27 protein-coding genes, 1 tRNA gene and 2 pseudogenes are annotated in these 26,094 nt (G+C 39.6%); 18 read left to right on the top strand and 12 right to left on the bottom strand.

Annotation, left to right across the window (positions count from 1 at the left end):
• Nucleotides 1–24: 24 nt before the first annotated feature.
• A complete protein-coding gene (locus MKL38_RS16340) occupies nucleotides 25–414 on the bottom strand; it encodes a hypothetical protein (RefSeq protein WP_270903800.1) in 390 nt (129 codons plus the stop codon).
• A 209-nt stretch (nucleotides 415–623) separates the two neighbouring features.
• Complete coding sequence (locus tag MKL38_RS16345; protein ID WP_133746450.1) at nucleotides 624–878, bottom strand: hypothetical protein; 255 nt, start codon at nucleotides 876–878, stop codon at nucleotides 624–626.
• Between the two features lie 674 nt (nucleotides 879–1,552).
• Between MKL38_RS16345 and MKL38_RS16350 the strand changes: the two genes are divergently transcribed.
• Entirely contained in the window at nucleotides 1,553–2,224 is a 672-nt protein-coding gene (locus tag MKL38_RS16350; protein ID WP_017390243.1) for an XRE family transcriptional regulator, read from the top strand.
• A gap of 150 nt (nucleotides 2,225–2,374) precedes the next feature.
• Here the strand turns inward: MKL38_RS16350 and MKL38_RS16355 are convergent, their stop codons facing one another.
• On the bottom strand, nucleotides 2,375–2,608 hold the full coding sequence (locus MKL38_RS16355) for a hypothetical protein (RefSeq protein ID WP_005041855.1): 234 nt from the start codon (nucleotides 2,606–2,608) through the stop codon (nucleotides 2,375–2,377).
• A 173-nt stretch (nucleotides 2,609–2,781) separates the two neighbouring features.
• Nucleotides 2,782–2,858 (bottom strand) — tRNA-Met (locus MKL38_RS16360).
• A 254-nt stretch (nucleotides 2,859–3,112) separates the two neighbouring features.
• Here MKL38_RS16360 and xseA point away from each other — a divergent pair.
• Complete coding sequence (xseA, locus tag MKL38_RS16365; protein WP_270903801.1) at nucleotides 3,113–4,378, top strand: exodeoxyribonuclease VII large subunit; 1,266 nt, start codon at nucleotides 3,113–3,115, stop codon at nucleotides 4,376–4,378.
• Nucleotides 4,368–4,562: an exodeoxyribonuclease VII small subunit gene (xseB, locus tag MKL38_RS16370; RefSeq protein WP_003652614.1), complete on the top strand. Its 195-nt coding sequence runs from the start codon at nucleotides 4,368–4,370 to the stop codon at nucleotides 4,560–4,562. Before xseA ends, xseB begins: the two co-directional genes overlap by 11 nt.
• A 269-nt stretch (nucleotides 4,563–4,831) precedes the next feature.
• On the opposite strand, the gene MKL38_RS16375 is transcribed toward xseB, so the two are convergent.
• Both MKL38_RS16375 and MKL38_RS16380 read right to left on the bottom strand, forming a co-directional pair.
• Nucleotides 4,832–5,050, bottom strand: coding sequence for a hypothetical protein (locus MKL38_RS16375; RefSeq protein WP_045435956.1), 219 nt, complete (start codon nucleotides 5,048–5,050; stop codon nucleotides 4,832–4,834).
• Between the two features lie 48 nt (nucleotides 5,051–5,098).
• On the bottom strand, nucleotides 5,099–5,692 hold the full coding sequence (locus MKL38_RS16380) for a LysE family translocator (protein ID WP_209830372.1): 594 nt from the start codon (nucleotides 5,690–5,692) through the stop codon (nucleotides 5,099–5,101).
• 442 nt (nucleotides 5,693–6,134) lie between these two features.
• On the opposite strand from MKL38_RS16380, the gene MKL38_RS16385 reads away from it, so the two are divergent.
• Nucleotides 6,135–6,467 carry a hypothetical protein gene (locus tag MKL38_RS16385; protein ID WP_270903802.1) on the top strand — a complete coding sequence of 111 codons (333 nt, stop codon included), beginning with the start codon at nucleotides 6,135–6,137 and terminating at the stop codon, nucleotides 6,465–6,467.
• Nucleotides 6,468–6,954: 487 nt separating this feature from the next.
• Nucleotides 6,955–7,305 carry a four-helix bundle copper-binding protein gene (locus tag MKL38_RS16390; protein WP_270903803.1) on the top strand — a complete coding sequence of 117 codons (351 nt, stop codon included), beginning with the start codon at nucleotides 6,955–6,957 and terminating at the stop codon, nucleotides 7,303–7,305.
• A 667-nt stretch (nucleotides 7,306–7,972) separates the two neighbouring features.
• On the opposite strand, the gene MKL38_RS16395 is transcribed toward MKL38_RS16390, so the two are convergent.
• From MKL38_RS16395 to MKL38_RS16405, 3 genes are all read right to left on the bottom strand, one after another.
• Nucleotides 7,973–8,380, bottom strand: coding sequence for a GFA family protein (locus MKL38_RS16395; RefSeq protein ID WP_270903804.1), 408 nt, complete (start codon nucleotides 8,378–8,380; stop codon nucleotides 7,973–7,975).
• A gap of 29 nt (nucleotides 8,381–8,409) precedes the next feature.
• Entirely contained in the window at nucleotides 8,410–8,811 is a 402-nt protein-coding gene (gene cueR, locus MKL38_RS16400) for a Cu(I)-responsive transcriptional regulator (protein WP_005048061.1), read from the bottom strand.
• Between the two features lie 75 nt (nucleotides 8,812–8,886).
• Nucleotides 8,887–11,358 carry a heavy metal translocating P-type ATPase gene (locus MKL38_RS16405; RefSeq protein WP_270903805.1) on the bottom strand — a complete coding sequence of 824 codons (2,472 nt, stop codon included), beginning with the start codon at nucleotides 11,356–11,358 and terminating at the stop codon, nucleotides 8,887–8,889.
• 165 nt (nucleotides 11,359–11,523) lie between these two features.
• Here MKL38_RS16405 and MKL38_RS16410 point away from each other — a divergent pair, with 165 nt between their 5' ends.
• On the top strand, nucleotides 11,524–11,724 hold the full coding sequence (locus tag MKL38_RS16410; RefSeq protein ID WP_080592898.1) for a heavy-metal-associated domain-containing protein: 201 nt from the start codon (nucleotides 11,524–11,526) through the stop codon (nucleotides 11,722–11,724).
• A 57-nt stretch (nucleotides 11,725–11,781) separates the two neighbouring features.
• Here MKL38_RS16410 and mobR read toward each other — a convergent pair whose 3' ends face one another.
• Nucleotides 11,782–13,452, bottom strand: coding sequence for a phenol degradation transcriptional regulator MobR (mobR, locus tag MKL38_RS16415; RefSeq protein WP_270903806.1), 1,671 nt, complete (start codon nucleotides 13,450–13,452; stop codon nucleotides 11,782–11,784).
• A gap of 369 nt (nucleotides 13,453–13,821) precedes the next feature.
• Between mobR and MKL38_RS16425 the strand changes: the two genes are divergently transcribed.
• The 7 genes from MKL38_RS16425 (at nucleotide 13,822) to MKL38_RS16455 (ending at nucleotide 19,549) form a co-directional block, all read left to right on the top strand.
• Nucleotides 13,822–14,109, top strand: a complete 288-nt coding sequence (locus MKL38_RS16425; protein WP_199942425.1) for a phenol hydroxylase subunit — start codon at nucleotides 13,822–13,824, stop codon at nucleotides 14,107–14,109.
• Between the two features lie 20 nt (nucleotides 14,110–14,129).
• The gene (locus MKL38_RS16430; RefSeq protein ID WP_270903807.1) at nucleotides 14,130–15,131 is read left to right on the top strand and encodes an aromatic/alkene monooxygenase hydroxylase subunit beta; all 1,002 of its coding nucleotides are present in this window, start codon (nucleotides 14,130–14,132) and stop codon (nucleotides 15,129–15,131) included.
• An 11-nt stretch (nucleotides 15,132–15,142) separates the two neighbouring features.
• Nucleotides 15,143–15,409 carry an MmoB/DmpM family protein gene (locus tag MKL38_RS16435; RefSeq protein ID WP_000049450.1) on the top strand — a complete coding sequence of 89 codons (267 nt, stop codon included), beginning with the start codon at nucleotides 15,143–15,145 and terminating at the stop codon, nucleotides 15,407–15,409.
• Nucleotides 15,410–15,454: 45 nt separating this feature from the next.
• Entirely contained in the window at nucleotides 15,455–16,981 is a 1,527-nt protein-coding gene (locus MKL38_RS16440; protein WP_151744609.1) for an aromatic/alkene/methane monooxygenase hydroxylase/oxygenase subunit alpha, read from the top strand.
• 59 nt (nucleotides 16,982–17,040) lie between these two features.
• Nucleotides 17,041–17,403: a phenol hydroxylase subunit P4 gene (locus MKL38_RS16445; protein WP_198078862.1), complete on the top strand. Its 363-nt coding sequence runs from the start codon at nucleotides 17,041–17,043 to the stop codon at nucleotides 17,401–17,403.
• A 14-nt stretch (nucleotides 17,404–17,417) separates the two neighbouring features.
• Nucleotides 17,418–18,479 carry an NADH:ubiquinone reductase (Na(+)-transporting) subunit F gene (locus tag MKL38_RS16450; protein WP_270903808.1) on the top strand — a complete coding sequence of 354 codons (1,062 nt, stop codon included), beginning with the start codon at nucleotides 17,418–17,420 and terminating at the stop codon, nucleotides 18,477–18,479.
• A gap of 188 nt (nucleotides 18,480–18,667) precedes the next feature.
• Nucleotides 18,668–19,549 (top strand): SphA family protein, encoded by an 882-nt coding sequence (locus MKL38_RS16455; protein ID WP_270903809.1) that lies wholly within the window; start codon nucleotides 18,668–18,670, stop codon nucleotides 19,547–19,549.
• A 47-nt stretch (nucleotides 19,550–19,596) separates the two neighbouring features.
• Here the strand turns inward: MKL38_RS16455 and MKL38_RS16460 are convergent, their stop codons facing one another.
• Nucleotides 19,597–20,556, bottom strand: coding sequence for a LysR family transcriptional regulator (locus MKL38_RS16460; protein WP_003652630.1), 960 nt, complete (start codon nucleotides 20,554–20,556; stop codon nucleotides 19,597–19,599).
• Nucleotides 20,557–20,600: 44 nt separating this feature from the next.
• A pseudogene (locus MKL38_RS16465) lies at nucleotides 20,601–20,730 on the bottom strand (hypothetical protein).
• A 107-nt stretch (nucleotides 20,731–20,837) separates the two neighbouring features.
• On the opposite strand from MKL38_RS16465, the gene benA reads away from it, so the two are divergent.
• The 5 genes and pseudogenes from benA to benE all read left to right on the top strand — a co-directional run bounded on the left by benA (nucleotide 20,838) and on the right by benE (nucleotide 25,864).
• Entirely contained in the window at nucleotides 20,838–22,220 is a 1,383-nt protein-coding gene (gene benA, locus MKL38_RS16470) for a benzoate 1,2-dioxygenase large subunit (protein ID WP_270903810.1), read from the top strand.
• A pseudogene (gene benB / locus MKL38_RS16475) lies at nucleotides 22,217–22,736 on the top strand (benzoate 1,2-dioxygenase small subunit). The gene benA and the pseudogene benB overlap by 4 nt, the downstream one beginning before the upstream one ends.
• Nucleotides 22,737–22,788: 52 nt before the next feature.
• A complete protein-coding gene (gene benC, locus MKL38_RS16480; protein ID WP_270903811.1) occupies nucleotides 22,789–23,805 on the top strand; it encodes a benzoate 1,2-dioxygenase electron transfer component BenC in 1,017 nt (338 codons plus the stop codon).
• Nucleotides 23,806–23,826: 21 nt separating this feature from the next.
• Nucleotides 23,827–24,612 (top strand): 1,6-dihydroxycyclohexa-2,4-diene-1-carboxylate dehydrogenase, encoded by a 786-nt coding sequence (locus MKL38_RS16485; RefSeq protein WP_270903812.1) that lies wholly within the window; start codon nucleotides 23,827–23,829, stop codon nucleotides 24,610–24,612.
• 58 nt (nucleotides 24,613–24,670) lie between these two features.
• The gene (gene benE / locus MKL38_RS16490) at nucleotides 24,671–25,864 is read left to right on the top strand and encodes a benzoate/H(+) symporter BenE (RefSeq protein WP_270903813.1); all 1,194 of its coding nucleotides are present in this window, start codon (nucleotides 24,671–24,673) and stop codon (nucleotides 25,862–25,864) included.
• The last annotated feature ends 230 nt before the right edge of the window (nucleotides 25,865–26,094 follow it).

Genomic DNA, 26,094 nt, shown 5'->3' on the forward strand with positions numbered 1-26,094 from the left:
TTACCCATATGATTACAACTGTTTTTAGCTATTTTGCAGATCATCTTTTGCTTTTTTTAAGTCTTTCATGACTTCCACAATCGTTTTACCTTCTTGTTTATTGATGAAGTTAAATACCCATCTCACAATAGCCCAACCAGGCAAACCGCAAATGAAGAAGAATCCACAAAGTGTGATCATTCCCCAAATATCCAAAACCCATTCTTGTAAATTCCATTTCATGATAATAAATGAGCCACCTGTTAAGCTTGAAACTACTGTGCAGATCAGCCCAACAATCCATTCTTGCGGTGAGCGAGGGAAACGCATCATTAACACGACTGCGACAACTAAGCTGACTGCTAAAGCCACCATAATTGCAATGCTATAAAAATTTAAAAATGTGGCTAATCCATTCATTGGAACTGTTTTCATAATCTTGTCCTGCTTTAAAGGGTAAAACTTGAAAATCCATCACCATGACTAGCTTGTTGTTTTTCAAGTTTTATAAATACCCTTAGTTTTCTTTATTACAGTCAATAAAAAACACTAACGCTTTAATGCCGCGCTAAATTGCAAGACGAACTTACCTTGACCCGCTTAATTTCAGGGCCCAAGAAAGAATGTTTGTGTGCTAAAGCTGGTTAGTGTGCGCTGTTTAAGGCTTGTTCAATCAACTCAATCACGGTGATTGCACCTATCGCTTTTTGCATCGAGACTTGATCGTCAAATTCGAACGCTTCATCTTCAAGCTCACTTGCAATTTGCTTCGCCTCTTCAAGTGCCCTTTTTATTTTTTGTACCTTAAGTTTGTTTACGTCTTTTGCAATTGTTGGGACATACCCTCCACGTTTTGCATTTTTAAGTTGTTTAGCTCTGTTCTGCATTGCTGTAGTCATTCACTATCTCCAACTCAACTTACTCGTTTAATAAGGCATCTTTATCGTTTGTTATTCTTGAAGTTTTGACGCATTCTTTGAGCAATATAGCTAAGCTATGGCTACAAATGTGTGTTCGAAACGTTTCAACTGGTACAACAAACATATAGAACCAAACAATATGCGTTTAAAGCATTAATTTAAAAATAAATATTTCCTTTTCTGAAATTGTAAAAAAGTATTAAAGCTCTTAAGTTTAAGCCTTTTCCGGACTTTAATTTTTTGACCAAAAAGTTCAAATAAGGCTTTGCCGTATATCGGAAACTTTTGTTACGACTCACAATCTTTGTTAAATTCTCCATGTTCTTGATACCCTTTATCGACGAACATTAAGCCTGATCCACGGAATCGGGCTTTTTTTTATTCCAATTTTTGTTTTGATAGCCTATCTGCACATCATAATTGAGCTATCTCCCTTTTATTTTGCCTCCTATAAAAACAAAATAAATTTAGCTTTCATCTCAACACTTTGATAAAGCTATAAATAGAGACTTAAACACTACTAAAACTTTATCTATTCATCTTAAGATATAACTGATATTATAACTATAGTTATTATTAGTCAATAACTATAGTTGTTTTACTCGATATAACTTAAGTTATATATTTGTTATAAGTTTGCAGGTGTGACCGTTATGGCTCTTAAAGACCGTTTAAAAGACTCTAGGCTTAAAGCGAAAAAAACTCAGGCTGAAGTAGCAGAAGCAGTCAAGATGTCTCAGCCTGCCTATCAAGCTTTAGAGTCAGGGAAAAATTTGAAATCAGCGTTTCTTCCATTAATTGCCCAATTTTTAGGTGTAGATGGTTATTGGCTAACAACTGGAAATACTGAAGATTCTTTTAGAGAAAGTGATGTATTTAGCCCTACTGTTGTGAGTGCTGAATCCACCGATCAATATGTCTGGGTTGAAGTTGTAGAAGCTAGCTTTTCTTGTGGTACGGGTGAATCTATCGAGTTTCACTTCGATGCAATTAATGGAAAAATTCCTTTTCCAGCCTCATTTTTTAAAGAAAAACGGGTTGCTCAAGAGTGCATGCGTATTATCAAAGCTAAAGGCGATAGCATGACCGATTACATTAAAGATGGAGATTTAGTCGGCATTGATATCTCTCAGACTGAAGTCATTGATGGCGAGATTTATGCGGTTTACTTTGCTGGGGAAGGAATGATTAAGCAGATTTTTAAAGAAGCAGATGGCTCTTTAATTTTGCACAGTTTAAATGAAAAGTTTAGAGACCGACGTGTAACCGAAGAAAATGGAAAGAACTTTAAAGTCATGGGCCGTCAATTCTGGCGAGCAGGTTAATTTAGTTATAAATATAATTAAAAGAATAATTCTATCAATTTAATACGTTTTTGCTTTTTATAACTTTAATTATTTATAAATCGTATAGATATAAAAAAACCTATCTCCATTAAAAGAGATAGGTTTTTAGCTTGAGAGCTAAACATTTTATTAGCAATACGTACTTAAACGATAAAGCTGGTTAAATGCAGCATAAAAGCTTTTACCATCTTGGTTCAACTCGATTTCTTCACCAGTTTGAAGTTGAACTTTCTTACCAACTTCGACCCAACGATAACCATCTTGAGAGTTTTGCTTACGCACGTGAGGAACCACTCTCACATTAATTTCATTGCCATTTACGGCTGTGGCAATTTGCCACTCATTTACTATATTCACAATCATTCACTCATCACTGAGCTCATGTGATTTAACGGTATTTAATTAGAACGCTAGATTTAAGGTATGGACAGTCAGTCTAGAATTTAATATTTAGCTTGATATAGGGTTATTTATAAGCTAATGCTTTTCATAATTTTTGCATTATGAAAAGTGGTACATCACAGAGCATAATATTTTGGTTGCGGGGGTCGGATTTGAACCAACGACCTTCGGGTTATGAGCCCGACGAGCTACCAGACTGCTCCACCCCGCAATTGGAAGTAAGCTTTATACGCTTATATATTTCATAAAGCAAACTTTATTTTTTAATCTGTTGTAATTCATCAGTTTTATCTTTTTTAATTAATTTTATCTTTTGAATTAATTAGTAATGAACAAGCTAAATTTAAATTTAATCTTTTGAATTGTTGTATTTATTTTAAACAGAACCCTAAATTCACAGACAGCAATTGCCTTGGTTGGATGGCTTTTATACTATCTAGGTTGGTCCTTTAATGTTTAGTTCGTATGTCTGAACCTCAGTTTTCCCTTAGTGAATATCTCGGCACAGTTCAGGAAGTCATACGTTTGGCTTTTGATGAGCCAGTTTGGGTAAAAGCAGAAATTCGAAATTTAAATATTAAAGGCGGTCACTACTATTTAGAGCTTGCAGAAAAAGATGCAGAGACTGATAAAGTCATTGCAAGTTGTAAGGCCACAATCTGGAAATTTTCGGCAAGTAAAATTGTTTTAAAGTTTGAACGTGAAACTGGTATTGAGATTTCAAGTGACTTAAATGTTCTCATAAAAATTCGCGCACGTTTTGATCCTCAATATGGATTTTCAGTCAATATTGAAGAGATTGACTCAAGTTTTACCTTAGGCGAAATTGCTAAACGTTATCAGCAAATTATTGAACGACTCACTCAAGAAGGTTTAATTCATAAGAACAAACTCCTCTCAACTCCTTTTGATATTCAAAATGTTTTAGTGATTGCGCCTCAAAATGCTGCGGGCTTAGGTGACTTTAAAAAAGATGCCGATGCGCTAGAAAGAAATGGTGTTTGCCATTTTGTGTATCACACTGCTACTTTTCAAGGAAATACAGCCGCAACCAGCTTAATCGAGTCTTTAGGTGCAGGTTTAAGGCAATGGGCCAGCACATTTACATTTCCGCCGGACTTGATTGTGATTATTCGTGGCGGTGGATCTGTTAATGATTTAGCCTATTTGAATGATTATGAACTTGCAGCTCTGCTCTGCAAACGCACTGTACCCATTTGGGTCGGTATTGGTCATGAAAAAGATCGTACCATTCTTGATGAAATTGCCCATCGTTCATTCGACACGCCAAGTAAAGTGATTGCTGGTATTCGTAACCATATTGTTGAACGCGTACAAGAAGCAGTAGATAGTCTGCAAACCATTAAGCTGCTTTCACAGCATCAAATCACGACCTATCAAAGCAAGAATGACCAACTGCTTCACCACATTAAATCTTCAGCACAGAGTCAACTTAACTCGGCTCATCACCTGCTTGACCAGATGAAAGAACGCATTCAGTTTAGTTCACAGCAACAAGTTAAATTTTCATTAGCCCAAATCGAATCGTTAATGAAAGAAGTCCTTCTACAAAACCCGAAACAAGTTCAAGCCAAAGGGTATGCAATTGTTAGATCAGAAGGAAAAGCAATTCGTTCTATACATCAAATTTCAAACCCTGCTATTGCCATTGAAATGCAAGATGGTGTGATCGAAGCCAACATTACACAGGTAATTCCAAATGAAGAATAAAGAGTTAACATTTAAGGATGGCCATGACATTTTGAAGAAAAATGCCGAACTACTTGAGTCTCAAGAAAGCCCAGATATTGATAATTTAATGAAGATTGTTGAAGAATCGATTACTGCTTATAAAGCGTGTAAATCACGTATAGAAGCAGTTCAACAAGCCTTAGATGAAACATTTAAAGAATAATATGCAATAAAAAAAGCCCATTCCTACTTCTCATTGAAGGAATGGGCTTAGTGAAAACCACTTAGTCCTGAAATGCAAAAGTGTGGATTAGGTCACACTTTTACAAAAAGCATGGTCCCACAACAATTCCTGATATTCAATATTTTAATTGTATTCAATGGTTAATTTTGCTCGTATTTTCATCAGATTCTAGCTAAAAACTTTCTTACTAAAATCGTGATGAAATACAAATGTGTTCTAGATGTTATTTTCAAAAGTGAATCTAAAAATTATTCCTCGTTGAATGGCCCAATCAATTGATAAATTTTCCCGTCTTTAGGATTTTCATAGAGTAAATCCATATTGGGTAAAATAATGTCATCATCAATTTCAATATGTTCAACGCTTTTATGAAGTTCAAGGGCGTGGTCATTCATGGGTCTAACTTTCGCTAAAGCAATCGTTTCTTTGTTAAACTGGTCCTTAATAATTACTTTTACTCTTTTCATAAAAATCTCCTGAAAATTAAATTTTTTAATATAAATAATGGGTTAAGTTTAAAATGAGCTAATCGCTGAATAGCCGATTGGCATAGCAAAAAAAGTTAAAATAAATGCAGCCGTACGTTGTAAATTACGTTGGTTTAACCAAGTTACTTTGTTTGAAATTAATACGGTTCCAAAAGCAATCCATAAAAATGCAATGGGTGTAATTAATGATAAAAAAATAGCAATATGCACAAAATAAACGTGAAGCACTTCCCATGCTGCATGTGGAAAAATAGCAGAAGCAAAGAGTAAAGCTTTAGGATTTAAAAGTGTTGCGACAAATAAAGCCTTAGGCGTAATGAGTGGGTTGTCTAATTTGATGTCATTTGTTGATGTTACCCAAAGTTTAAATGCAAGGTAGAGAATGAAAGTTGCACTTATTAACTTTAATAAGGCAGGAAGCCAAGGGATTAAATGTGAAACTGACTCAAGCAAAACACCCCATGAAGTAATTGCAATGAGATACCCCACCACTTCAGCAGGAATAAGTTTAAGAGACTGCTTCACCCCTGCCTGTATTCCAGCCGAGGCTAACAATGTGTTTGTGGGGCCTGGAGTCAACAAAATGGTGACCACAAGTCCAATAAACAGAAATGACACCATAGGCAACGAACTCTTTAATTATGCTAGGCGAAATATGTCAAAAATGAGCATCTATTGTCGATAAAATGGTTGTAACAAGAAATATTAAAATTAAATTATTTAACATTAAAACAAATAGTTAACTCAAACCGACTGTAAATTCACTTACGATTTAAATAATTTTAAATGTGCAAAATCGATCACATAAATAGAGAATAATGAGCTATTATTACAAGCCTCTATGACATTAACTTGAGAGTTTTTTACTCAAAAAATCTGCTGTTTTTTTAATATTTTGAACTTATATAACTGAGTAAATAGCAGCTTTTTGCCTCACTTGAAATTTTAAAATTGAACAATATATAAACAATTAGAAATCGTGATTTTACTGAATATGATGTCTCATTCCCCATCAATTCATTGATTGTCGCTTTCATCAAATAAAACAAATGATGGAGGATGCATGATGAATGCTTATGTTCGCCCTCATCCAGATGGTTTTAAATCTTACTTAGGAAAGAATCTAAAAACTGGCCTCTATGCCGTGCGGCTCGGTTGGACAGTTTATGAAACGAATGGCAATGGTTCTGTGCTATACCTTGTCAAGAATGAAGATAAGATTCCATTGGATGTAGACAAGTTTAAAACTGATCGTCCCAAAATCTATGCTGCGCTTTTAAGTGAAGTGCAGTTTCAACGTAAAAAACAGTTAGCTATTGATCTGCAACAATCCCATATTCCTTCTTATGACCGCCAAGCCTACAAAAAGCGTCGTGGTTTTGTAGGGTCATCATAAACTCTTTGATTCAACCCGATGTTAGATTCAAATATAGAAAAAGCACCCTCGGGTGCTTTTTCTTTTAACGACCAGTTGTAATTAATACGAACATACTCAGTATTAATGTGCTTAATGATCGTTTGCAATGGATGTGGACTTCATGCTCAGCTCCGTGAGCGTATTGATTAACGTTTTCCATTTCGTGTCCTTCAAAGTTCACATTCCTAATTTGCCTAATATTCACACAATAAGAAATTAGCCAAAAGTATTATATGCAATTAAATTTAACACAATCCTTAAATTTAATTGACACTTTTTATCATCAAGAAATAAGCGCTTTTAAGCTAAAAACTGGATGTAACATTCTACTACGAGGTTAATTATGTATTGGGTATTTGTACCCCTTTCATCTCAAATGCCCATTGTTTAAAAAATGATCTATAAAATAGAAAAACATAACAATATTCCATTTTTTAATAAAGACTTTTGGAATAGGAGAATTCATATGCAAACCAATCAAGAAGCAAATAATTCATTATTTTGCCAAGCCTCTAGCTCAATTCAAGCCTTTGTAGAATGTATGATTGCTTGTAAGACCTGTGCAGCCGCCTGTTTGCAAGAAGAACATATGATGCGTGAGTGCATTAAACACTGTCTGACTTGTGTAGAAATCTGTCAGTTATGTACTTCTTTAGAGTTAAGGCATTCTGAGTTAGCTGAACAAGCGATGCCATTATGTGCCCATGCATGTCAACTTTGTGCAGCAGAATGCGGCAAACACAAGCATGAACACTGCCAAATTTGTGCTAAAGCATGCCTAGCTTGTGCTCAAGCGTGTCAAGCCTATCGTGCCTAGTCGCGTAACGCATAAGAAAGTTTGTATAGCTGATTTATAGTCAGGCTATATATGGTAGGAAAATTTCTAAAAAACTTAATGACTTAAGATATTAAAAACTAATAATTTATCTTTTTTATTTAAGTGAGGTTAATAATAACTTTTCTTTAGGCATAAAAAAAACCCGCATCTTGGGGAAGAATGCAGGCTCTTAGATCTCCCACAACGACCATGAGTCCATTATTAAACTTGAACTTTAAACCGTTAAGTAAATGTACCTATAAATAAATTAAATTGCAATACAGAATAGTCTGTATGTTTAAAATATTTTATTATTTCTTCAGAGTTTTATTTGCTTAAGACCATATGGTAAAAAATGGCGTCATAAAAAAATTTATTTATTGGATGACCAGACTATAAATGGCTTTTTTATAGGCATTAAAAAAGCCCGTTTCACGGGCTTTTCTGCAACGGTGAGCAATCTAAGATTTGTGTCTATCCATCTCTTACATGCTCTTTGCTAGCTATATGTAAGGTCTTATCGTATCTTTTGCCCTGTCCCAAGTTTCCCTGTGGATCGAGGAGATATTACGATTACCTTAAGTACAGTTATAGCACATTATTTATTCATGGCTAGTCTTGTTCACGTTTTTTTACAAATGAATAAAATACGATCCAACCTTAATATTTAAGGGTTTTCTACCCCATTTTGATATTGGTGAGCACTATCGCAAATTGGATACCACTCCACTTTTGAAGACACAAAAGCATGAGAAATGACAGATGTCGATATTTCTTCATTAATAAGCCCTACCCTTAAACGCACTACTTCAGGCTTATCTAGACGCTCACTCCAGATCGGTGAACCACAGGTTTTACAGAACACTCTCTTTTTATTAGGTGATGCAAAATAAGCCTGCAAAAGGTTTTCACCCTGCACAATATTTAAGTCATTTTTTTGTACTTGAGTAATGGCAGCGAAAGCAGCACCTTGGGCTTTTTGGCACTGCGTGCAATGACAAACCATGATGGGTGCTAATTCGGAATTAATACTGAGTTGAATACCATTACAAAGACAAGAAGCTGTATAAGCCATGATTTTTCCTTTTTTTATTTTAATAAGATTTAGCTTACACCTACACCTTTTTCAATGTGATCTAAAATGGCACAAGAAGCTTGCTGGTTACCACAGCAATCATCGGCTGATGCCTGCAAAATATTAACCATTTCTTGTAAATGCGCAATTTTCTGTTTTAATTCAGCAATATGTTTTACGGTTAAGGCTTTCACCTCTGCACTATGCCGATCGGTATTTTTCCAAAGCGAAATCAGCTCTTTCATTTGTTCGGATGAAAAACCTAACTCTCTGGCATGTTTTAAGAAGTTTAAAGTCTTTAGGTCTGTTTCTGAATAAATGCGATAGCCTGAAGCAGAGCGCTGAGCGGCTTCAAGTAAACCGATTTCTTCATAGTAGCGAATCATTTTTGCTGAAATACCAGACTGTTTAGATGCCTGACCGATATTCATCTCACACCTCAAATATTAAATTTGGTTTAAGACCTTCTGTCATGATCTTAAACCAAAATATGAGTTTCAGCACACTCACTGTACTGGCGCATGAAAACGTTTTAAGCGTAATGCATTGCCTAAAACAAAGACTGAAGAAAGTGCCATCGCTCCTGCTGCAAACATAGGTGAAAGTAGCACGCCAAATGCTGGATATAATGCGCCTGCCGCAATTGGAATAAGTGCAACGTTATATACAAATGCCCAGAACAAGTTTTGGCGTATGTTGCGCATAGTGGCTTTACTTAACGCAATTGCGTTCGGCACACCTTTTAAACTACCTGACATAAGCACAACATCAGCAGCTTCAATAGCAACATCTGTTCCTGTACCAATGGCTAAGCCGACATCTGCTTGCGCCAAGGCTGGTGCATCGTTAATGCCATCACCTACAAAAGCCAAACGACCATACTGCTTTTGCAGCTGGCGAACGGTGTCCACTTTACCTTCAGGTAAGACCTCCGCCACAACTTCATCAATATTAAGTTTTTTCGCAATCGCTTGCGCTGTATGACGGTTGTCCCCTGTAATCATGGCAACCTTGAGACCTAATTGATGTAAGGCCTCAATGGCAGCATAGGTTGTTTCTTTAATTGGGTCTGCAACGGCAATAATCGCAGCAAGTTGTTGATCAATGGCAACATAAAGCGGCGTTTTACCCTCTTCACCCAACTGTGCAGCAATCGCTTGAAATGAGCTGGTGTCTAAACCAAGTTGGTGCATATAACGGTCTGCGCCAATTTGTACTTTTTGACCTGACACTTCAGCTTCAATACCTGAACCTGTAATCGAGTTGAATGCTGTTACTGGTAATAAAGTTATTCCCTCGCCCTCAGCAGCCTGAACAATGGCTAGAGCAATTGGGTGTTCAGATTTGGCTTCAACCGAGGCAACCAACGTCAGCACTTGTTCACGCTCAAAACCAGATTGCACATTAAAGTCTGTCAGTGTGGGTTTGCCTTCAGTGAGCGTTCCAGTTTTATCAACGGCAACCACCTGCGCTTCTTGTAAAAGCTGCAAAGCTTCGCCTTTACGGAACAAGACACCGAGCTCAGCACCACGTCCAGTACCGACCATAATAGAAGTTGGTGTTGCAAGTCCCATCGCACAAGGGCAAGCAATAATCAGTACTGCAACGGCGTTGACCAAACCAAAAGTTAACGCAGGCTCTGGCCCAAAAATAAACCAGACCAAGAAAGTCACTACAGCAATGAGCATCACCGCTGGCACAAACCACATGGTGACTTTATCGACTAAACCCTGAATTGGAAGTTTAGAACCTTGGGCTTGTTCAACCATGCGAATAATTTGTGAAAGCACAGAAGAAGAACCAACGGCGGTTGCCCGAATGTTTAGAGTACCGTTCTGGTTGACCGTACCACCAACCACCTGATGCCCTACTATTTTTTCAACAGGAACAGGCTCACCCGTAATCATAGATTCATCAATGTAGCTGTGCCCTTCAACTACTTCACCATCGACAGGCACACGCTCACCCGGACGAATTTCTACAATAGTTCCACTAACTACTTCGGCAACTGTAACTTCCACTACTTGACCATCACGCTGAATACGAGCAGTTTTTGGCTGCATTCCCACTAAATGTTGAATCGCTTGTGAAGTACGACCTTTAGCTTTGGCTTCAAAATATCGCCCAAGTAAAATTAAGCTGACAATTACAGCAGCCGCTTCAAAGTAAACATTGACTGTGCCTTGTGGTAACACATGCGGCATAAAGGTTGCTACAACAGAAAAACTATAGGCAGCCAAGGTTCCAACAGCCACCAGAGAGTTCATATCTGGTGCTAAACGCCATAGGGCTGGAATACCTTTTTGGTAAAAACGGCGACCGGGAAAAACCAAGACCAGTGTTGTCAAAACAAACTGTAAAAGCCAGCTATTGTATTGACCAATCGTGTGCATGACCCACATGTGAAAAGCTGGAATTAGATGTGAACCCATTTCCAAAATAAACACAGGTAAAGCCAATACAACCGAAATGATCAAATCTTTTTTAAGCTGATCTAACTCTGACGCTTTTTTGTCGAGCTTCTCATCTTGATTTTTTTCAGAGGCTTTTGCGTCGTAACCTGCTTTTTTAACAGCGCGAATTAGGTCTTCAACATTGACTGATGCATCTGCCTGAACCCAAGCCTGCTCTGTGGCTAAGTTAACTGTCGCTTCTTGAACGCCGTTTACTTTTTTAAGGGCTTTTTCAACTCGTGCCACACAAGATGCACAGGTCATACCCTCAATAGACAATTCCACTGGTGCCGCTTTGGGAACATCATAACCCGCTCGTTCAACTGCTTTAACCAGTGCTTCACGCTGAATTGGTTGGTTTGAATATACAACAGCTTTTTCTGTTGCCAAATTAACGTTGGCAGTCTCTACATTTTCAACTTTCTTAAGTGCTTTTTCGACACGACCTACACATGAGGCACAGGTCATGCCTTCGATTGGAAGTGTTTCACTATATGCTGGCAATTTTGTGTTTTTTGAGTCCATCAAACACCTCTGCAAATCTGCAAAATTTAATATTCTGTATTGAGCATACAGATTCCCATCATGGGAAGGTCAAGCATATTTTTTAAAAAATTGGTCTTGACCTTACAATCATGACAAGGTTTAGACTCAGTGTTATCCAAACAAACATCTCATTCTTGATGGAGTATGAACATGAAACTACTTATTGAAAATATGACTTGCGGTGGCTGCGCTCGTGGCGTGACAGCAACTATTCAAGATGTCGACCCAAATGCAAAAGTAGATGTAGACCTAGCGACCAAAATAGTGACTGTCGAAACCAGTGAAAGTGTCGAAAAAATTACCGAAGCGCTGGATGAAGATGGTTTTCCAGCTCAAGTACAATAATGAATAAGGCCTAACATTTAAAGTTAGGCCTTTATTTTTGATCTTGTTGATATTTGCTCAAAGCTGAAATTTTTTAATTCGATAATCCAGTGCTGCCCGAGTTATTCCCAATAAACGTGCCGCTTCAGACACATTATGATTTGCCTTTTTTAGAGCCATTAAAATTAACTGCTTCTCGTGTTCTTCTAAATTAAAATCTGCCTTTAATAATTGCTCAAAGTCAGTTTCAACAGCTACAGCCTGCTCTGGGTCATGCTTGATCTGTGGGAAAATGGCATTTAACTTAATCAGCTGCTGATCGTCCGTTAATAAAACGGCCCTTTCTAATAAGTTTTCCAACTCGCGAATATTGCCCGGCCATTCATATTGCTGCATAAAAACTTTGGTCTTTTCACTTACACCCTGAATAGTTTTACCGTACATTTTTTCAAAGCGATGAAGAAAGTGTTCAACCAATAAAGGAATATCTTCACGGCGCTCTCGCAAAGGCGGAATCTGCACTGGGAAAATATTTAAGCGATAATACAAATCTGCCCGAAAGCGTCCTGTTTTCACAGCTTGCTCAAGATCTTCATTGGTTGCTGTAATTACACGGACATCTAAAATACGAGTTTGTGAATCTCCGACTCGCTCAAATTCACCTTCTTGCAAAATGCGTAATAGTGCCGCTTGTGCACGAGGTGAAAGCTCAATTACTTCATCTAAAAAAATAGTTCCGCCATTGGCTCGTTCAAACTTACCCAAGCGGGATTGATGCGCTCCTGTATAAGCCCCCTTTTCTACGCCGAATAATTCAGACTCAATTAACTCTGGTGGAATCGCTGCACAGTTTACTGCAATAAAAGGTTGGTCTTTTCTTTGGCTATTTTCATGAACTCCTCGTGCAAAAGCTTCTTTACCAACGCCTGTTTCGCCTTGTAGCAAAATGGAAACTTTCGAACCTGCTGCTTTTGTTAGTAATGCACAGACCTGTTTATAAGATGCTGACTTACCCACAGAACTAAATAATTGGTAATCGGCTTCGCTGTCGCTATAAATTGATTTTTTAAGTTCAAACAGTTCAGCCTGCAACGCAATGAGTTCTTTTTCCATAGGTTCGGGTGACATGAACTGAATCAGCTCATCTGCATTTTCCCACTCTTCTAAAGGCTTACCGATAATACGACAATGCTCATCGCCACAGGCCTTACACTCTATTTCTTGATAAATAATGGTCATGCCCGTCGCAAAACTGCTATATCCGCATGCATAACCAAGAAGCATCCAGCACGCAGGTTCGGCACTTGGGCCAAAATGCTCTAAATGTACATCGGCTTCAAAAGAATTAAGCCAGTTTAAATCGGCATAAAACTGTTTTTTATCGTGGCTTAAATTGAGCTGGTTGGCCTGTACTTGAACCATTCCACGAATCGCATGCATTTGTGGACCTGCCATAAAAGCATCGTATTCATTTAGATCTGGACGCATCTTTGTTGTCACTTCTGCATCCTTTAACCCAGCTTGATACCCTAAACGAATAAAGAAACGCTTAGTCCGCTCAAGCCCAATCATGTGCGCTAAATCTTTACGTAAATATCCCATAATGCTGGTGTGTAAAAGCAGCATCCGATATTCATCAAACCAGATTTGGCCGTGGGCAGTATCAAAGTGCAGTTTAGACAGCAAATCGTGAATTTCTTGCGGATGATCTGCGTATCGTCCCGTTGTATCGTATTTTACTCGAGCCATGAGTGATCTGTTTTAATCCATTAAACACATTTGGGTGTTATCTCATCTTATCGAAGAACAAGATAAATGTCCTAGTACCTTAAAGACATAACTTCATACTAAAAAAGTATTTCTAAATTTCTCCTTTTAAAGCCTCAAACATTCTAAAAATAAATTTTTACAACCCTCTTCATCAAATCATGAATATCTCTATTTCATCATTCAAAAAAATTCATGAAATGGTGAATTTAAAAAACACCTCACTTTCCATAAAAATTCTAATTAATTGTTTTTAATAATAAAAATAAAGTTGGCATAGCTTTTGTAAAGCTAATAGTGAGAGCAAGGAGCATTCATCAATTTCAAGACCATGTCTTGATGGAGTACAGCATGACGCAACCTCAAGTCGAAGCATTAACCAAATATATTCGGGTCACTGGCGACTTAAACGCAGAGTTTATCGAATTCGATTTTGCCATTCACGACCCAAGTCTATTTGTGGAACTGGTTTTGCCTAAACATGCATTTAATGATTTTTGTAAAACCAATCAAGTGGTTGAAATGACCCAAGAGCAGCAAGCTTTTAACGATGCTCAGGAAGAAAAATGGCGCTATGGCAATGAAGCAACCCTAGTCGGCACGCAACGTAATAGCAAAGATCACGATGATCAAATGTAAAAATATAAGGAGATAAAACTATGACTTTAGAAATCAAAACTTCAAATGTCGAACCCATCCGCCAGAACTACGCCTATATCGAAAGACGATTTGGCAGTAAGCCAGCAACTCGATATCAAGAAGTCAGTTTTGATGTACAGGCAGAGACTAACTTTCACTATCGTCCGTTGTGGAAACCTGAAAAGACCTTAAATGATAAAACCCATACTGCCCTGCAAATGCAAGACTGGTATGCATTTAAAGATCCACGTCAATTCTATTATGGAACTTATGTTCAGCACCGTGCGCGTCTGCAAGATACTGCTGAAAGTAATTTTACTTTTTTTGAAAAACGTCAGCTTGCAGAACATTTGTCTGATGAAGTCAAAGTAAAGGTGATTGAATGCCTATTGCCATTTCGCCACGTTGAACAAACTGCAAACTTACACATGATGTCTGGCAGTGCCTATGGTTATGGCACTGTGCTTACCCAAGCCTGTATTTATGCTGCGATGGATCATTTAGGAATAGCGCAGTATATCTCACGGATTGGCTTAGCTTTAGATGGTAACAGTGGCGACTCATTACAACAGGCAAAACAGGCGTGGATGCAACATCCAGCATGGCAAGGCTTACGCCGTCTGTGTGAAGAAAGCCTCACCGAGCAAGACTACTTCAAACTTTTCTTATTACAAAATCTTGTGATTGACGGCTTTGTGACAGAGCTTGTCTATCAACAGTTTGATCAGTGGTTAGTGAGTCAAAATGCTCGCGACTTAGCTATGTTGACCGAATTTATGAAAGACACTTTAGGTGATTTACGTAAGTGGTCAGACACTGTCATTAAAACTGCCGCAGCAGAGTCGGATCACAACAAACAGCTATTAAATGAATGGTTCGCTCAGTCTTTGGCTCAAGTGAAAGCAGCCTTTACACCTTGGGCAACAGCAGCCTTAACAGCAGATGCAGTCGATCAAGCAGAACAAGCCGTTATTGAACGTGCAAAAAAACTCGGCCTACAACCAGAACTTGCAAACGCTTAAGGAGAAGCAACATGTCTAAAGTCTATCTCGCGTTACAAGACAACGATACTTCACGCTACATCCTCGAAGCGATTGAAGAAGATAACCCTGAAGCTTCAATTCAGTATTTGCCCGCCATGATCCGAATTGAAAGTGAAACTGATTTGGTCATTAAAGCCGAAACCGTTTCTGAAAAATTAGGCCAAGATTGGGACATCCAGTCATTACAACTCAACATGATTACGCTAGGCGGCAATGTCGAAGAAGATGACGATACTTTCCGTCTTCATTGGAATTAATCACAACATAGACGTTGTTTAACAAAGATTTAAGGATGATCAATCATGACAACTCAAACTAAAGAAACCAGCAAAAAATTAAATGCTAAAGATCGTTACCGTGCATTAACTCGTGATCTGGACTGGGACTTTTCCTATGCTGACCGTAAAGAAGCCTTCCCTTATGAAGAGTTTGAAGGCATCAAAATTACTGACTGGTCTAAATGGGAAGATCCGTTCCGTTTGACCATGGATTCATACTGGAAATATCAGGCAGAAAAAGAGAAAAAACTTTATGCCATTTTTGATGCCTTTGCTCAAAACAATGGTCAGATGAATGTCAGCAATGAACGCTACCTCAATGCGATCAAACTCTTTTTAACGGCAGTTACCCCACTTGAATATCAGGCTTATCAAGGCTATGCCCACGTAGGCCGCCAGTTTAGTGGTATTGGAGCACGTATTGCTTCTCAGATGCAGTCGATTGATGAGCTGCGTCATGTACAGACCCAAATTCATGCCATGAGCCATTACAACAAGTTCTTTGATGGTTTTCAGGACTGGGCGCATATGCATGACCGTGTTTGGTATTTGTCTGTGCCTAAATCATTTTTTGAAGATGCCCGTTCTGCTGGTCCTTTCGAATTTTTATTAGCGATTAGTTTTGCTTTTGAATATGTACTTACCAATTTGCTGTTTGTTCCGTTTATGTCAGGTGCAGCCTATAACGGCGATATGGCAACTGTAACCTTTGGCTTTAGTGCGCAGTCAGATGAAGCGCGCCACATGACGCTTGGTCTGGAAATCGTAAAATTCTTGCTCGAACAACATGAAGACAACGTACCGATTGTGCAGGAATGGATTGATAAATGGTTCTGGCGTGGGACGCGTTTGCTTTCAATTGTGGGCATGATGATGGATTACATGCTGCCAAACAAAGTGATGTCTTGGAAAGAAGCTTGGGAAGTTTACTTTGAACAGGCAGGCGGCGCGCTATTTAAAGATTTAAGCCGTTATGGCATTCGTATGCCGAAATATAGTGATGTGATTGTGAAAGAAAAAGAGCATGTCTCACATCAGGCATGGTGGATTTTCTATAACTTTGGTCATGCTGCCGGTTTCCATACATGGATTCCAACCGACGAAGAAATGGATTGGTTATCGGCTAAATATCCAGACACTTTCGATAAATACTACCGTCCAAAATGGGAACTGGCTCGCAAAATGGAAGCCGAAGGTAAACGCTTCTATAGCGCAGGTTTACCACAGCTTTGTCAGGTTTGTCAGATTCCTATGACCTTTACCGAAATGGGCGATGATCCGACTCAATTTAGTTATCGCCATAGCATCTATCAAGGCGAACGCTACCACACCTGTTCAGATGGTTGTCATGACATTTTCGAGCGCGAGCCTGAGAAATATATACAAGCATGGCTACCTGTAAATCAAATTTTGCAAGGCAACTGTGGTGGCGGTGACCTCGAAACTATGCTCCGCGATTATTACCGCATGAATGTCGGTGCCGACAATCTGGATATTGAAGGTTCACCAGACCAACAGCGCTGGAAAAAATGGAAAGGCAACGCAGCTTAAGCACAAGGAATTGTTCAGGCAGTCATCAAGCTGCCTGATAGGAAATAAGGAGATTGAACATGACTGTTCGCGCGATACACAACAACTATCAATTTGAACCACTGGATCTGCAAAAAAATTATGGCGATCAATTCTTACTTTACGTGGGTTGGGATCATCACACCCTTTTTTGCTCGGCACATGCCATGCTTGCCTCGCCTCAACAAACTTTTGGACAGTTGATTGAGCAACAAATTACAGGTGGTTTTGCCCAACATCCAGATTTTGCCAAAATTGATTGGTCAAAAGTGCAATATACCTTAGATGGTCAAACAATAAATCCAGAGGGTACACAAAGCTTGGCAGAGCTTGGTTTTGGTCATAAGTCATTACTTCGTTTCGTTACGCCAGAATTAAATGGCTATAACGACAGCTATGTTTAATTCGGAGGTGTGTCATGAGTTATCAAGTCACCATTGAACCGATCGGAACAACGATTGAAGTAGAAGAAGACCAAACTATTTTAGACGCCGCTTTACGCCAAGGTGTTTGGTTGCCCTTTGCCTGTGGTCATGGCACTTGCGGAACATGCAAGGTTCAAGTCACCGACGGTTTTTACGATGTTGGTGAAGCTTCTCCATTTGCGCTCATGGATATTGAACGCGATGAAAACAAGGTACTTGCCTGCTGCTGCAAACCACAGTCCGACATGGTTATTGAAGCCGATGTCGATGAAGACCCAGATTTCTTAGGTCATTTGGTTCAAGACTATCAAGCGACAGTCATTGAAATGAAAGACTTATCGCCAACCATTAAGGGTATTCGTCTACAACTAGATCGTCCAATCGAGTTTCAGGCTGGACAATATATCAATGTCCAATTTCCTGATATTGAAGGAACTCGTGCGTTTTCAATTGCCAATTCACCAAGTGAAGTCGGCATTGTTGAGCTGCATATTCGTAAAGTTGAAGGTGGCGCAGCGACGACTTATGTACATGAACAACTTGCCACAGGTGATCAGCTTGATATTTCAGGCCCTTATGGTCAATTTTTCGTACGCAAGTCAGATGATCAAAATGCCATTTTCATTGCAGGTGGCTCAGGTCTTTCAAGTCCACAATCGATGATTTTAGACTTACTTGAGTCTGGAGATAGTCGCACGATTTACCTCTTCCAAGGAGCAAGAGACTTGGCAGAGCTATACAACCGAGAATTGTTTAAACAACTTGTGAAAGACTATCCGAACTTCCGTTATATCCCTGCCCTCAATGCCCCAAAAGCAGAAGACCAATGGACTGGATTTACTGGATTTGTGCATGAGGCTGTTGCCGATTACTTTGAAAATCGATGTGGCGGACACAAAGCGTATTTGTGCGGTCCACCAATCATGATCGACTCGGCAATTTCAACACTCATGCAAAGCCGCTTATTCGAACGTGATATTCACACTGAACGTTTCTTAAGTGCAGCCGATGGTGCTGCTGGACAATCGCGTTCGGCTTTATTCAAACATATTTAAAGATAAACCTTTAAGCAATCTGCTTTTTCAAATGAGCTTTGTATTTGCGCTTTAGCGAAAGTAAATACAAAGCTCACAGGAGTTCTGCATCCCAAAATTACAGGTTAAAACAGACTCAAATTTTTAAAAATCGTTAAGGAATAACGTTTTTTTAGTGACAAACCAAACAACACAGAATAGGACATTCTATGAACAACAAAATCTCTGCAATCATATGTGGTGCAATTAGCGCCTTTTACCTTCCCTCTGCATTTGCAACAGAAAATGGCGCAGACTCTTTTGCTTTAGGAGCCGAAGGTATGATGGCAGGTGCCCTACCACCTGCTGGTGTCTATTTACTCAGTTATTATCAAAATTATCATGCATCAGAGTTTCAAAATGGTCCCGACCAGTTCCATGTTGATGTCAACGCCGTGGTTCCTCGTTTGGTCTGGATGACTGATCAAAAAATTATGGAGGGACAACTTGGTTTTTATGCAGCCCAGCCATTGGTTGATCTAAGACTAAAAGTAAATGGAATGACTGACTCAAACCAAGGACTCGGTGACCTAATTTTGGGTGGTATGCTCGGCTGGCATCAAGGAAATCATCACTGGATCGCAGCCCTAGAAACCGTACTCGGGACAGGTGAATATGACAATCCAAGTACGATACATCCAGTTGAAGCCAATCTCGGGAAAAACTATCACACCATTCGACCTATTCTTGCCTATAGTTATGCCAACGCGGCAGGTTTAGATCTTTCAACTAAACTGTCTTATAGCTGGAATACACGTAACGACGCGACCGACTACCAGTCTGGCCAATACATTGCGGGTGACTATAGCTTGGGCTACCGTATTAACCCCAAACTCAAAGTTGCAGTTGAAGGCTATGCTTTTAAACAAACCACAGATGACAAAGTAAACGGAAATGACATTGGGTTTAAAGGACAGGCTTTTGCAATAGGTCCAGGCATTCAATATGCCGATAAAAACTGGTCTATTGAAGCCAAATTTCTAAAAGAATCCGAAGTCGAATATCGTCCCGAAGGCCACACCAGCTGGCTAAAACTGATTTGGGCTTTCTAAAACACATCAACGCATAGCTTCAGCTTTTGAGGCTATGCCCTGCTTATTTAAAAATCGATACCGTTTGAATCATCTATCGGGTTTTGATCAAGTGTAAAAACCGTCCGTTGATAAGGTATCCCTTCTAAATCGTAAACCTGATAAATACAATCAAATAAAAGCTGTAAGTCTTCACTTCGATCCATTGCGCGTGCCGTAATGAAAATCGGACTGACTGCACCGTTATCTAAAATCGGAATGTAGTTTAAATGAGGAAAACGAATGGTATCGGCACTGGCAGGAATAATACATAAACCTTCACCCGCTGCCACCAAGCCCAAAGCCAGTTGAATTTCCCGTATTTCATGCATATTTTTTGGAACCAAACTATGCTCGGCAAAAATGTTCAAAAGCTGGGTCGAAAAATTCGGTTTCGGCGAAGTGGGATACATAAACATCTTTTCATCAATAAGATCGGCCAGATATACCCCTTCCGTACGCTGTGCAATGGGATGGCTGGTATGTGCAGCAACCACCAGTCGTTCTTTACGTAGCAAAATACGTCTCACCGCAGGATCACTAATTCTTAGACGTCCAAATCCAACATCAATACGTCCTTCTTTTAATGCCTGTAGTTGCTCGGTCGTACTTAACTCCATCAATTGAATATTCAAATGAGGTTGTTGTTGCCGAAATAAATAAATGATTCGCGGCAGTAAACCATAGAGTAAAGACCCAACAAAGCCAATCGTCACGCTACGTTCAATCAGACCAATCCGCTTGGTCATACTTTTTATTTCTTCAGCATTCGACAAAAGTTTAAGGGCATGCTGATAAAAGAAATGTCCGGCTGGGGTTGTCTGTAAAGGACGGCTTCCGCGCTCAAACAGTTGAATTCCAAGCTCACTTTCCAAATTTTGAATCTGTCGACTCAAAGGTGGTTGAGCAATAAATAGTTTTTCCGCGGCTTTTGTAAAGCTCTGCTCTTCAACAACAGCCACAAAATACCGTAAATGTCTTAGTTCCATAAGGCTTCCATACCTTTAAGATATAAAAAAATGCAAATTCAGTCTTAGACACAGTTTAACCATTCTTTTAAGGTATATACAAGCAACAAACCGATGAAGTGATGAATTGCTTTGTGAAAAAGCCTTCTTGCCAATCTTCCAGTAATTCATCTTCATCAATTCACGGTTAAACACCCAGCGCACTCATGCGCTTCATTGACAATATTAGGATATCAAGACCTTGTAGATCTTTAGCTAAGGCCTTGGTGACTTCCACACTTTTGGAAAGTCGGAGAACGGACATGCCACGTATTCCTGTAATCAATACTAGCCATCTTGACCGTATTGATGAATTACTTGTAGATAATATCGATACAGGTGAATTTAAACTTCATCGCTCAGTGTTTACTGACGAAGCCCTATTTGACCTCGAAATGAAATATATCTTCGAAGGTAATTGGGTTTACTTAGCACACGAAAGCCAAATTCCAAATAATAATGACTACTACACCACTCACATTGGTCGTCAGCCAGTCATTATTGCCCGCAATCGTAACGGTGAATTGAATGCCATGATCAATGCATGTTCACACCGCGGAGCACAACTTTGCCGTCACAAGCGTGGTAACAAAGCAACATATACCTGCCCTTTCCATGGCTGGACTTTTAACAACTCAGGCAAACTTCTAAAAGTTAAAGATCCAAGCGAAGCTGGTTACTCTGACTGTTTTAATCAAGACGGCTCACATGACCTTAAAAAAGTGGCTCGCTTTGAGAACTACAAAGGCTTCTTGTTTGGCAGCTTAAATCCGGATGTTCCTTCACTTGAAGAATTTTTGGGTGAAACCACCAAAATCATCGACATGATTGTTGACCAGTCTGAATATGGTCTGGAAGTTTTACGTGGTTCATCTACCTATACCTATGAAGGCAACTGGAAACTCACCGCTGAAAATGGTGCGGATGGTTACCATGTTTCTGCTGTGCACTGGAACTACGCAGCAACAACTCAACACCGTAAAGAAACTCAAGCTGCCGATAACATTCGTGCGATGAGTGCAGGTTCTTGGGGTAAACAAGGCGGTGGCTCGTATGGTTTTGAAAATGGCCACATGTTGCTTTGGACACAATGGGCAAACCCAGAAGACCGTCCAAACTTCCCGAAAGCAGACGAATACACCGAAAAATACGGTGAAGCGATGTCGAAATGGATGATTGAGCGCTCACGTAACTTGTGCCTCTATCCAAATGTGTATTTGATGGATCAATTCGGTTCGCAAATTCGTGTACTTCGCCCACTTTCTGTAAATAGAACCGAAGTCACCATTTACTGTATCGCACCTAAAGGTGAAGCACCTGAAGCTCGTGCACGCCGTATCCGTCAATATGAAGATTTCTTCAATGCTTCAGGCATGGCAACACCAGACGACTTAGAAGAATTTCGTGCTTGTCAGGCAGGCTACGCAGGTATTGCACTTGAGTGGAATGACATGTGCCGTGGTTCAAAACACTGGATTTATGGACCAGACGATGCAGCGAACGAAATTGGTTTAAAACCAATGTTAAGTGGTATCAAAACTGAAGATGAGGGTCTTTACCTTGCCCAACATCAATATTGGTTAGAAACCATGAAGCACGCAATTGCATCAGAGAAAGAAATTGCTGATCAGGGAGAAACAGCATGAGCGCTCAAGACAAAGCAACTTTAGAAAATATTGCTCAGTTTCTCTATCGTGAAGCTCGCTTTTTAGATGATGAACAATGGGATGACTGGATTGCATGCTACGCACCGGAAGCTTCTTTCTGGATGCCAGCTTGGGATGATGACGATAAATTAACTGAAGATCCACAATCTGAAATTTCACTTATTTATTACCCAGACCGTCAAGGTTTAGAAGATCGTGTGTTCCGTATTAAAACTGAGCGTTCATCTGCAACCATGCCGGACACACGCACAAGCCACAATATTGCCAACGTTGAAGTCGTCGAGCGCGATGGAGATAAAGTTACTGTTCGCTTTAACTGGAATACCTTGAGTTTCCGTTACAAGACAAATTACAGCTATTTCGGTATGTCACGTTATGTGATCGATTTTTCAGGTGATCAACCAAAAATCTTGAGCAAGTATGTCGTTTTGAAAAATGACTACATTAATCAAGTGATTGATATTTACCACCTTTAAGACATACCCCCTCAGTTAAACGGACTGTTGGCTGAGGGTAAAAGTTTCAAATATTTTGTAGGATACATGCCATGTCAAACCACAATGTTGCACTTCAATTTGAAGATGGTGTTACACGTTTCATTAACGTAGCTCAAGGCGAAACCTTATCTGACGCAGCCTATCGCCAAAAAATTAATATTCCTTTGGATTGCCGTGATGGTGCATGTGGAACTTGCCGCGCATTTTGCGAGTCAGGTCATTATGACATGCCAGAAGAAACCTATATTGAAGATGCATTAACACCAGAAGAAGCCGAGCAAGGTTATATTCTTGCTTGCCAATGCCGCCCAACTTCAGACGCTGTATTTCAAATTCAAGCATCGTCAGATGTCTGTAAAACAGAAATTCATAGCTTCCAAGGCACATTAGCCCGCGTTGAAAACTTATCAGATTCAACCATCACTTTTGATATTCAACTTGATGAAGGCCAACCGGATATTCATTTCCTTGCAGGTCAGTACGTTAACGTTGCAATTCCAGAAACTGGGGAAACACGTTCATATTCATTTAGCTCAAAACCGGGCAATCGCTTAACAGGCTTTGTGGTCCGTAACGTACCGAACGGCAAAATGAGTGAATTCTTGAGCAAAAATGCCCAAGCTGGCGACAAAATGACATTTACCGGTCCATTCGGTAGCTTCTATTTACGTAATGTAGCGCGTCCAGTGCTGATGCTCGCAGGCGGTACTGGGATTGCCCCATTTATGTCGATGTTACAAGTGCTTGAAGAAAAAGGTTCAGAACAGCCTGTTCGTTTAGTCTTTGGTGTCACCAATGATTTCGATTTGGTGGCTCTAGAAAAACTCAATGAATTGCAGGCGAAATTCCCATGGTTTGAATATCGAACTGTAGTTGCAAGCCCTGAGAGTAACCATGAACGCAAAGGCTATGTCACTGGTCATATTGAAAGTGAATGGTTAAACGGTGGCGATGTCGATGTTTATCTATGTGGTCCAGTTCCAATGGTAGAAGCTGTGCGTGGCTGGTTAGAAACTGAAAATATCAAACCTGCTAGTTTCTTGTTTGAAAAATTCTCTGCAAACTAATTCAAGGTGGAGAAGTTATCCATGTCAAACCGTCAAAGATTTACTAATAAAGTCGTGATTGTTACGGGTAGTGCCCAAGGTATTGGTCGTGGCGTGGCACTGCACGTCGCAGCTGAAGGTGGCCAAGTCATCATGGCTGACCGCTCTGAATATGTTGAAGAAGTTCTCAAAGAAATTCAGAGTGCAGGTGGTGATGCTGTCACGATTAACGCTGACCTTGAAACCTATGCAGGCGCGCAAGCGGTTGTTGCAAAAGCCATTGAACACTATGGTCGGGTAGATATCCTGATTAATAATGTAGGTGGCGCGATCTGGATGAAACCTTTTGAAGAGTTTTCCGAAGAAGAGATCATTAAGGAAGTAAATCGCTCATTGTTTCCAACGTTATGGTGCTGCCGCGCTGTGTTGCCCGCCATGCTTAAGCAACAATCGGGTGTTATTGTAAATGTATCTTCAATTGCAACACGTGGTATTAATCGTATTCCCTACTCGACATCTAAAGGTGGTGTAAATGCTTTAACGGCATCACTTGCTTTTGAACATGCCAAAGATGGAATTCGAGTCAATGCCGTTGCGACTGGTGGAACCGAAGCACCGCCTCGGAAAGTACCGCGTAATGCCAACCCATTAAGTCAAAATGAAAAAGACTGGATGCAGCAAGTGGTTGATCAAACAATAGATCGAACATTTATGGGCCGTTATGGCACAATTCAAGAACAAGTGAATGCAATTTTATTTCTTGCATCAGATGAAGCATCGTATATGACTGGATCAGTCATTCCAGTCGGAGGTGGAGATCAGGGTTAACCCTGATCTTTTTACATGATTGGGTAAATAAAATGATTTGCATGGAGGCAGTCAAAGAATGACAACCCTGTTAAAGATATTAAAAAATGACTGGTCTATATCAGCAACAGTTGCTGGCTTTCTTGCGGTTTTAATTTCTTACTCAGGCCCACTGATTATTTTTTTCCAAGCTGCCCAGCGGGCCCATGTTTCAACCGACATGATGGTGTCATGGATTTGGGGAATTTCAATTGGTGCCGCCGTTTCAGGTATTTATCTTTCAATTAAATATAAAACTCCTGTCATAACCGCATGGTCTGCACCGGGTACTGCCTTATTGGTCACCCTGTTTCCAAACGTCTCACTGAATGAAGCAGTAGCTGCCTATATTACTTCTGCCATCGTTATTTTTTTAATTGGCGTTACTGGTTACTTCGATAAGTTACTTAAATGGATTCCGCAAGATGTCGCTGCCGGCATGATGGCAGGTATTCTTTTTCAATTTGGTATTGGTCTATTTACCGCGTCTGATAGCATGCCTTTTATTGTCTTTAGCATGCTCATTGTCTTTTTAATTGCCAAACGTTTAATGCCGCGCTACACCATGATTTGGGTGTTAGTTGCCGGAGTTTTATTAAGCCTCATTTTAGGCAAAATGAATCCGGTTGGTGTGAGTTTTAATTTAGCGATCCCGCAGTGGATTAGCCCAGAGTGGACATGGAACTCAACACTGAACCTCGCTGTTCCTCTCATTTTAGTCAGTCTAACTGGCCAATTTTTACCGGGTATGGCGATTATGAAACTCAGCGGTTACGACACCCCAGCCAAACCGATTATTACTGTTACCAGTATTACCTCTTTAGCTGTTGCTTGCATCGGCGGTATTACCATTGTGCTTGCCTCAATTACCGCAGCTTTATGTATGGGCAAAGATGCACATGAGCTGAAAGAAAAACGCTATATCGCAGGAATCGCCAACGGGATTTTTTATATTTTAGGAGGCTTATTTGCTGGCAGTATTGTCATGCTATTTAGTTTACTTCCTAAAGAGTTAGTTGCCGCACTGGCAGGTTTAGCCTTGCTTGGCGCGATTGCTACCAATATTTCTGTCGCCATGAGAAATGATAGTCAACGTGATGCTGCACTTATTACCTTTTTAGCAACAGCATCAGGCATGCATTTTCTTGGATTAAGCTCAGTTTTTTGGGGTATTTGTATTGGTGTAATCGCCCATTTCATTCTCACACCACGATCAACTCCAGCCACAAATTAAGTTTTTTATCTAAACACTCCAACCAAAATAAAGCCTAAATCGCCAAATCAGGATGCAAATAATTTGCTAACCCTGATTTGGCGATTTTTATTTAATATCAATTAAATTTCATTTTTAAGATCAATTTATAAAATAATTAAATAATAGACTTTAATCTCCTGTCTTAATATTTTCACTCCAATTCATAATATAAATTTAGCTCTATTTTTATCAGTGATTCTTAGCAAGAA

Origin of the sequence: Acinetobacter sp. AOR14_HL (assembly GCF_027855175.1) — a bacterium.
Taxonomy (GTDB): Bacteria; Pseudomonadota; Gammaproteobacteria; order Pseudomonadales; family Moraxellaceae; genus Acinetobacter; species Acinetobacter calcoaceticus.

Coding starts and splice junctions, on each gene's coding strand:
- MKL38_RS16340 (WP_270903800.1), bottom strand. CDS start 414: ATGAAAACAGTTCCAATGAATGGATTAGCCACATTTTTAAATTTTTAT.
- MKL38_RS16345 (WP_133746450.1), bottom strand. CDS start 878: ATGACTACAGCAATGCAGAACAGAGCTAAACAACTTAAAAATGCAAAA.
- MKL38_RS16350 (WP_017390243.1), top strand. CDS start 1,553: ATGGCTCTTAAAGACCGTTTAAAAGACTCTAGGCTTAAAGCGAAAAAA.
- MKL38_RS16355 (WP_005041855.1), bottom strand. CDS start 2,608: ATGATTGTGAATATAGTAAATGAGTGGCAAATTGCCACAGCCGTAAAT.
- xseA (WP_270903801.1), top strand. CDS start 3,113: ATGTCTGAACCTCAGTTTTCCCTTAGTGAATATCTCGGCACAGTTCAG.
- xseB (WP_003652614.1), top strand. CDS start 4,368: ATGAAGAATAAAGAGTTAACATTTAAGGATGGCCATGACATTTTGAAG.
- MKL38_RS16375 (WP_045435956.1), bottom strand. CDS start 5,050: ATGAAAAGAGTAAAAGTAATTATTAAGGACCAGTTTAACAAAGAAACG.
- MKL38_RS16380 (WP_209830372.1), bottom strand. CDS start 5,692: ATGGTGTCATTTCTGTTTATTGGACTTGTGGTCACCATTTTGTTGACT.
- MKL38_RS16385 (WP_270903802.1), top strand. CDS start 6,135: ATGATGAATGCTTATGTTCGCCCTCATCCAGATGGTTTTAAATCTTAC.
- MKL38_RS16390 (WP_270903803.1), top strand. CDS start 6,955: ATGCAAACCAATCAAGAAGCAAATAATTCATTATTTTGCCAAGCCTCT.
- MKL38_RS16395 (WP_270903804.1), bottom strand. CDS start 8,380: ATGGCTTATACAGCTTCTTGTCTTTGTAATGGTATTCAACTCAGTATT.
- cueR (WP_005048061.1), bottom strand. CDS start 8,811: ATGAATATCGGTCAGGCATCTAAACAGTCTGGTATTTCAGCAAAAATG.
- MKL38_RS16405 (WP_270903805.1), bottom strand. CDS start 11,358: ATGGACTCAAAAAACACAAAATTGCCAGCATATAGTGAAACACTTCCA.
- MKL38_RS16410 (WP_080592898.1), top strand. CDS start 11,524: ATGAACATGAAACTACTTATTGAAAATATGACTTGCGGTGGCTGCGCT.
- mobR (WP_270903806.1), bottom strand. CDS start 13,452: ATGGCTCGAGTAAAATACGATACAACGGGACGATACGCAGATCATCCG.
- MKL38_RS16425 (WP_199942425.1), top strand. CDS start 13,822: ATGACGCAACCTCAAGTCGAAGCATTAACCAAATATATTCGGGTCACT.
- MKL38_RS16430 (WP_270903807.1), top strand. CDS start 14,130: ATGACTTTAGAAATCAAAACTTCAAATGTCGAACCCATCCGCCAGAAC.
- MKL38_RS16435 (WP_000049450.1), top strand. CDS start 15,143: ATGTCTAAAGTCTATCTCGCGTTACAAGACAACGATACTTCACGCTAC.
- MKL38_RS16440 (WP_151744609.1), top strand. CDS start 15,455: ATGACAACTCAAACTAAAGAAACCAGCAAAAAATTAAATGCTAAAGAT.
- MKL38_RS16445 (WP_198078862.1), top strand. CDS start 17,041: ATGACTGTTCGCGCGATACACAACAACTATCAATTTGAACCACTGGAT.
- MKL38_RS16450 (WP_270903808.1), top strand. CDS start 17,418: ATGAGTTATCAAGTCACCATTGAACCGATCGGAACAACGATTGAAGTA.
- MKL38_RS16455 (WP_270903809.1), top strand. CDS start 18,668: ATGAACAACAAAATCTCTGCAATCATATGTGGTGCAATTAGCGCCTTT.
- MKL38_RS16460 (WP_003652630.1), bottom strand. CDS start 20,556: ATGGAACTAAGACATTTACGGTATTTTGTGGCTGTTGTTGAAGAGCAG.
- benA (WP_270903810.1), top strand. CDS start 20,838: ATGCCACGTATTCCTGTAATCAATACTAGCCATCTTGACCGTATTGAT.
- benC (WP_270903811.1), top strand. CDS start 22,789: ATGTCAAACCACAATGTTGCACTTCAATTTGAAGATGGTGTTACACGT.
- MKL38_RS16485 (WP_270903812.1), top strand. CDS start 23,827: ATGTCAAACCGTCAAAGATTTACTAATAAAGTCGTGATTGTTACGGGT.
- benE (WP_270903813.1), top strand. CDS start 24,671: ATGACAACCCTGTTAAAGATATTAAAAAATGACTGGTCTATATCAGCA.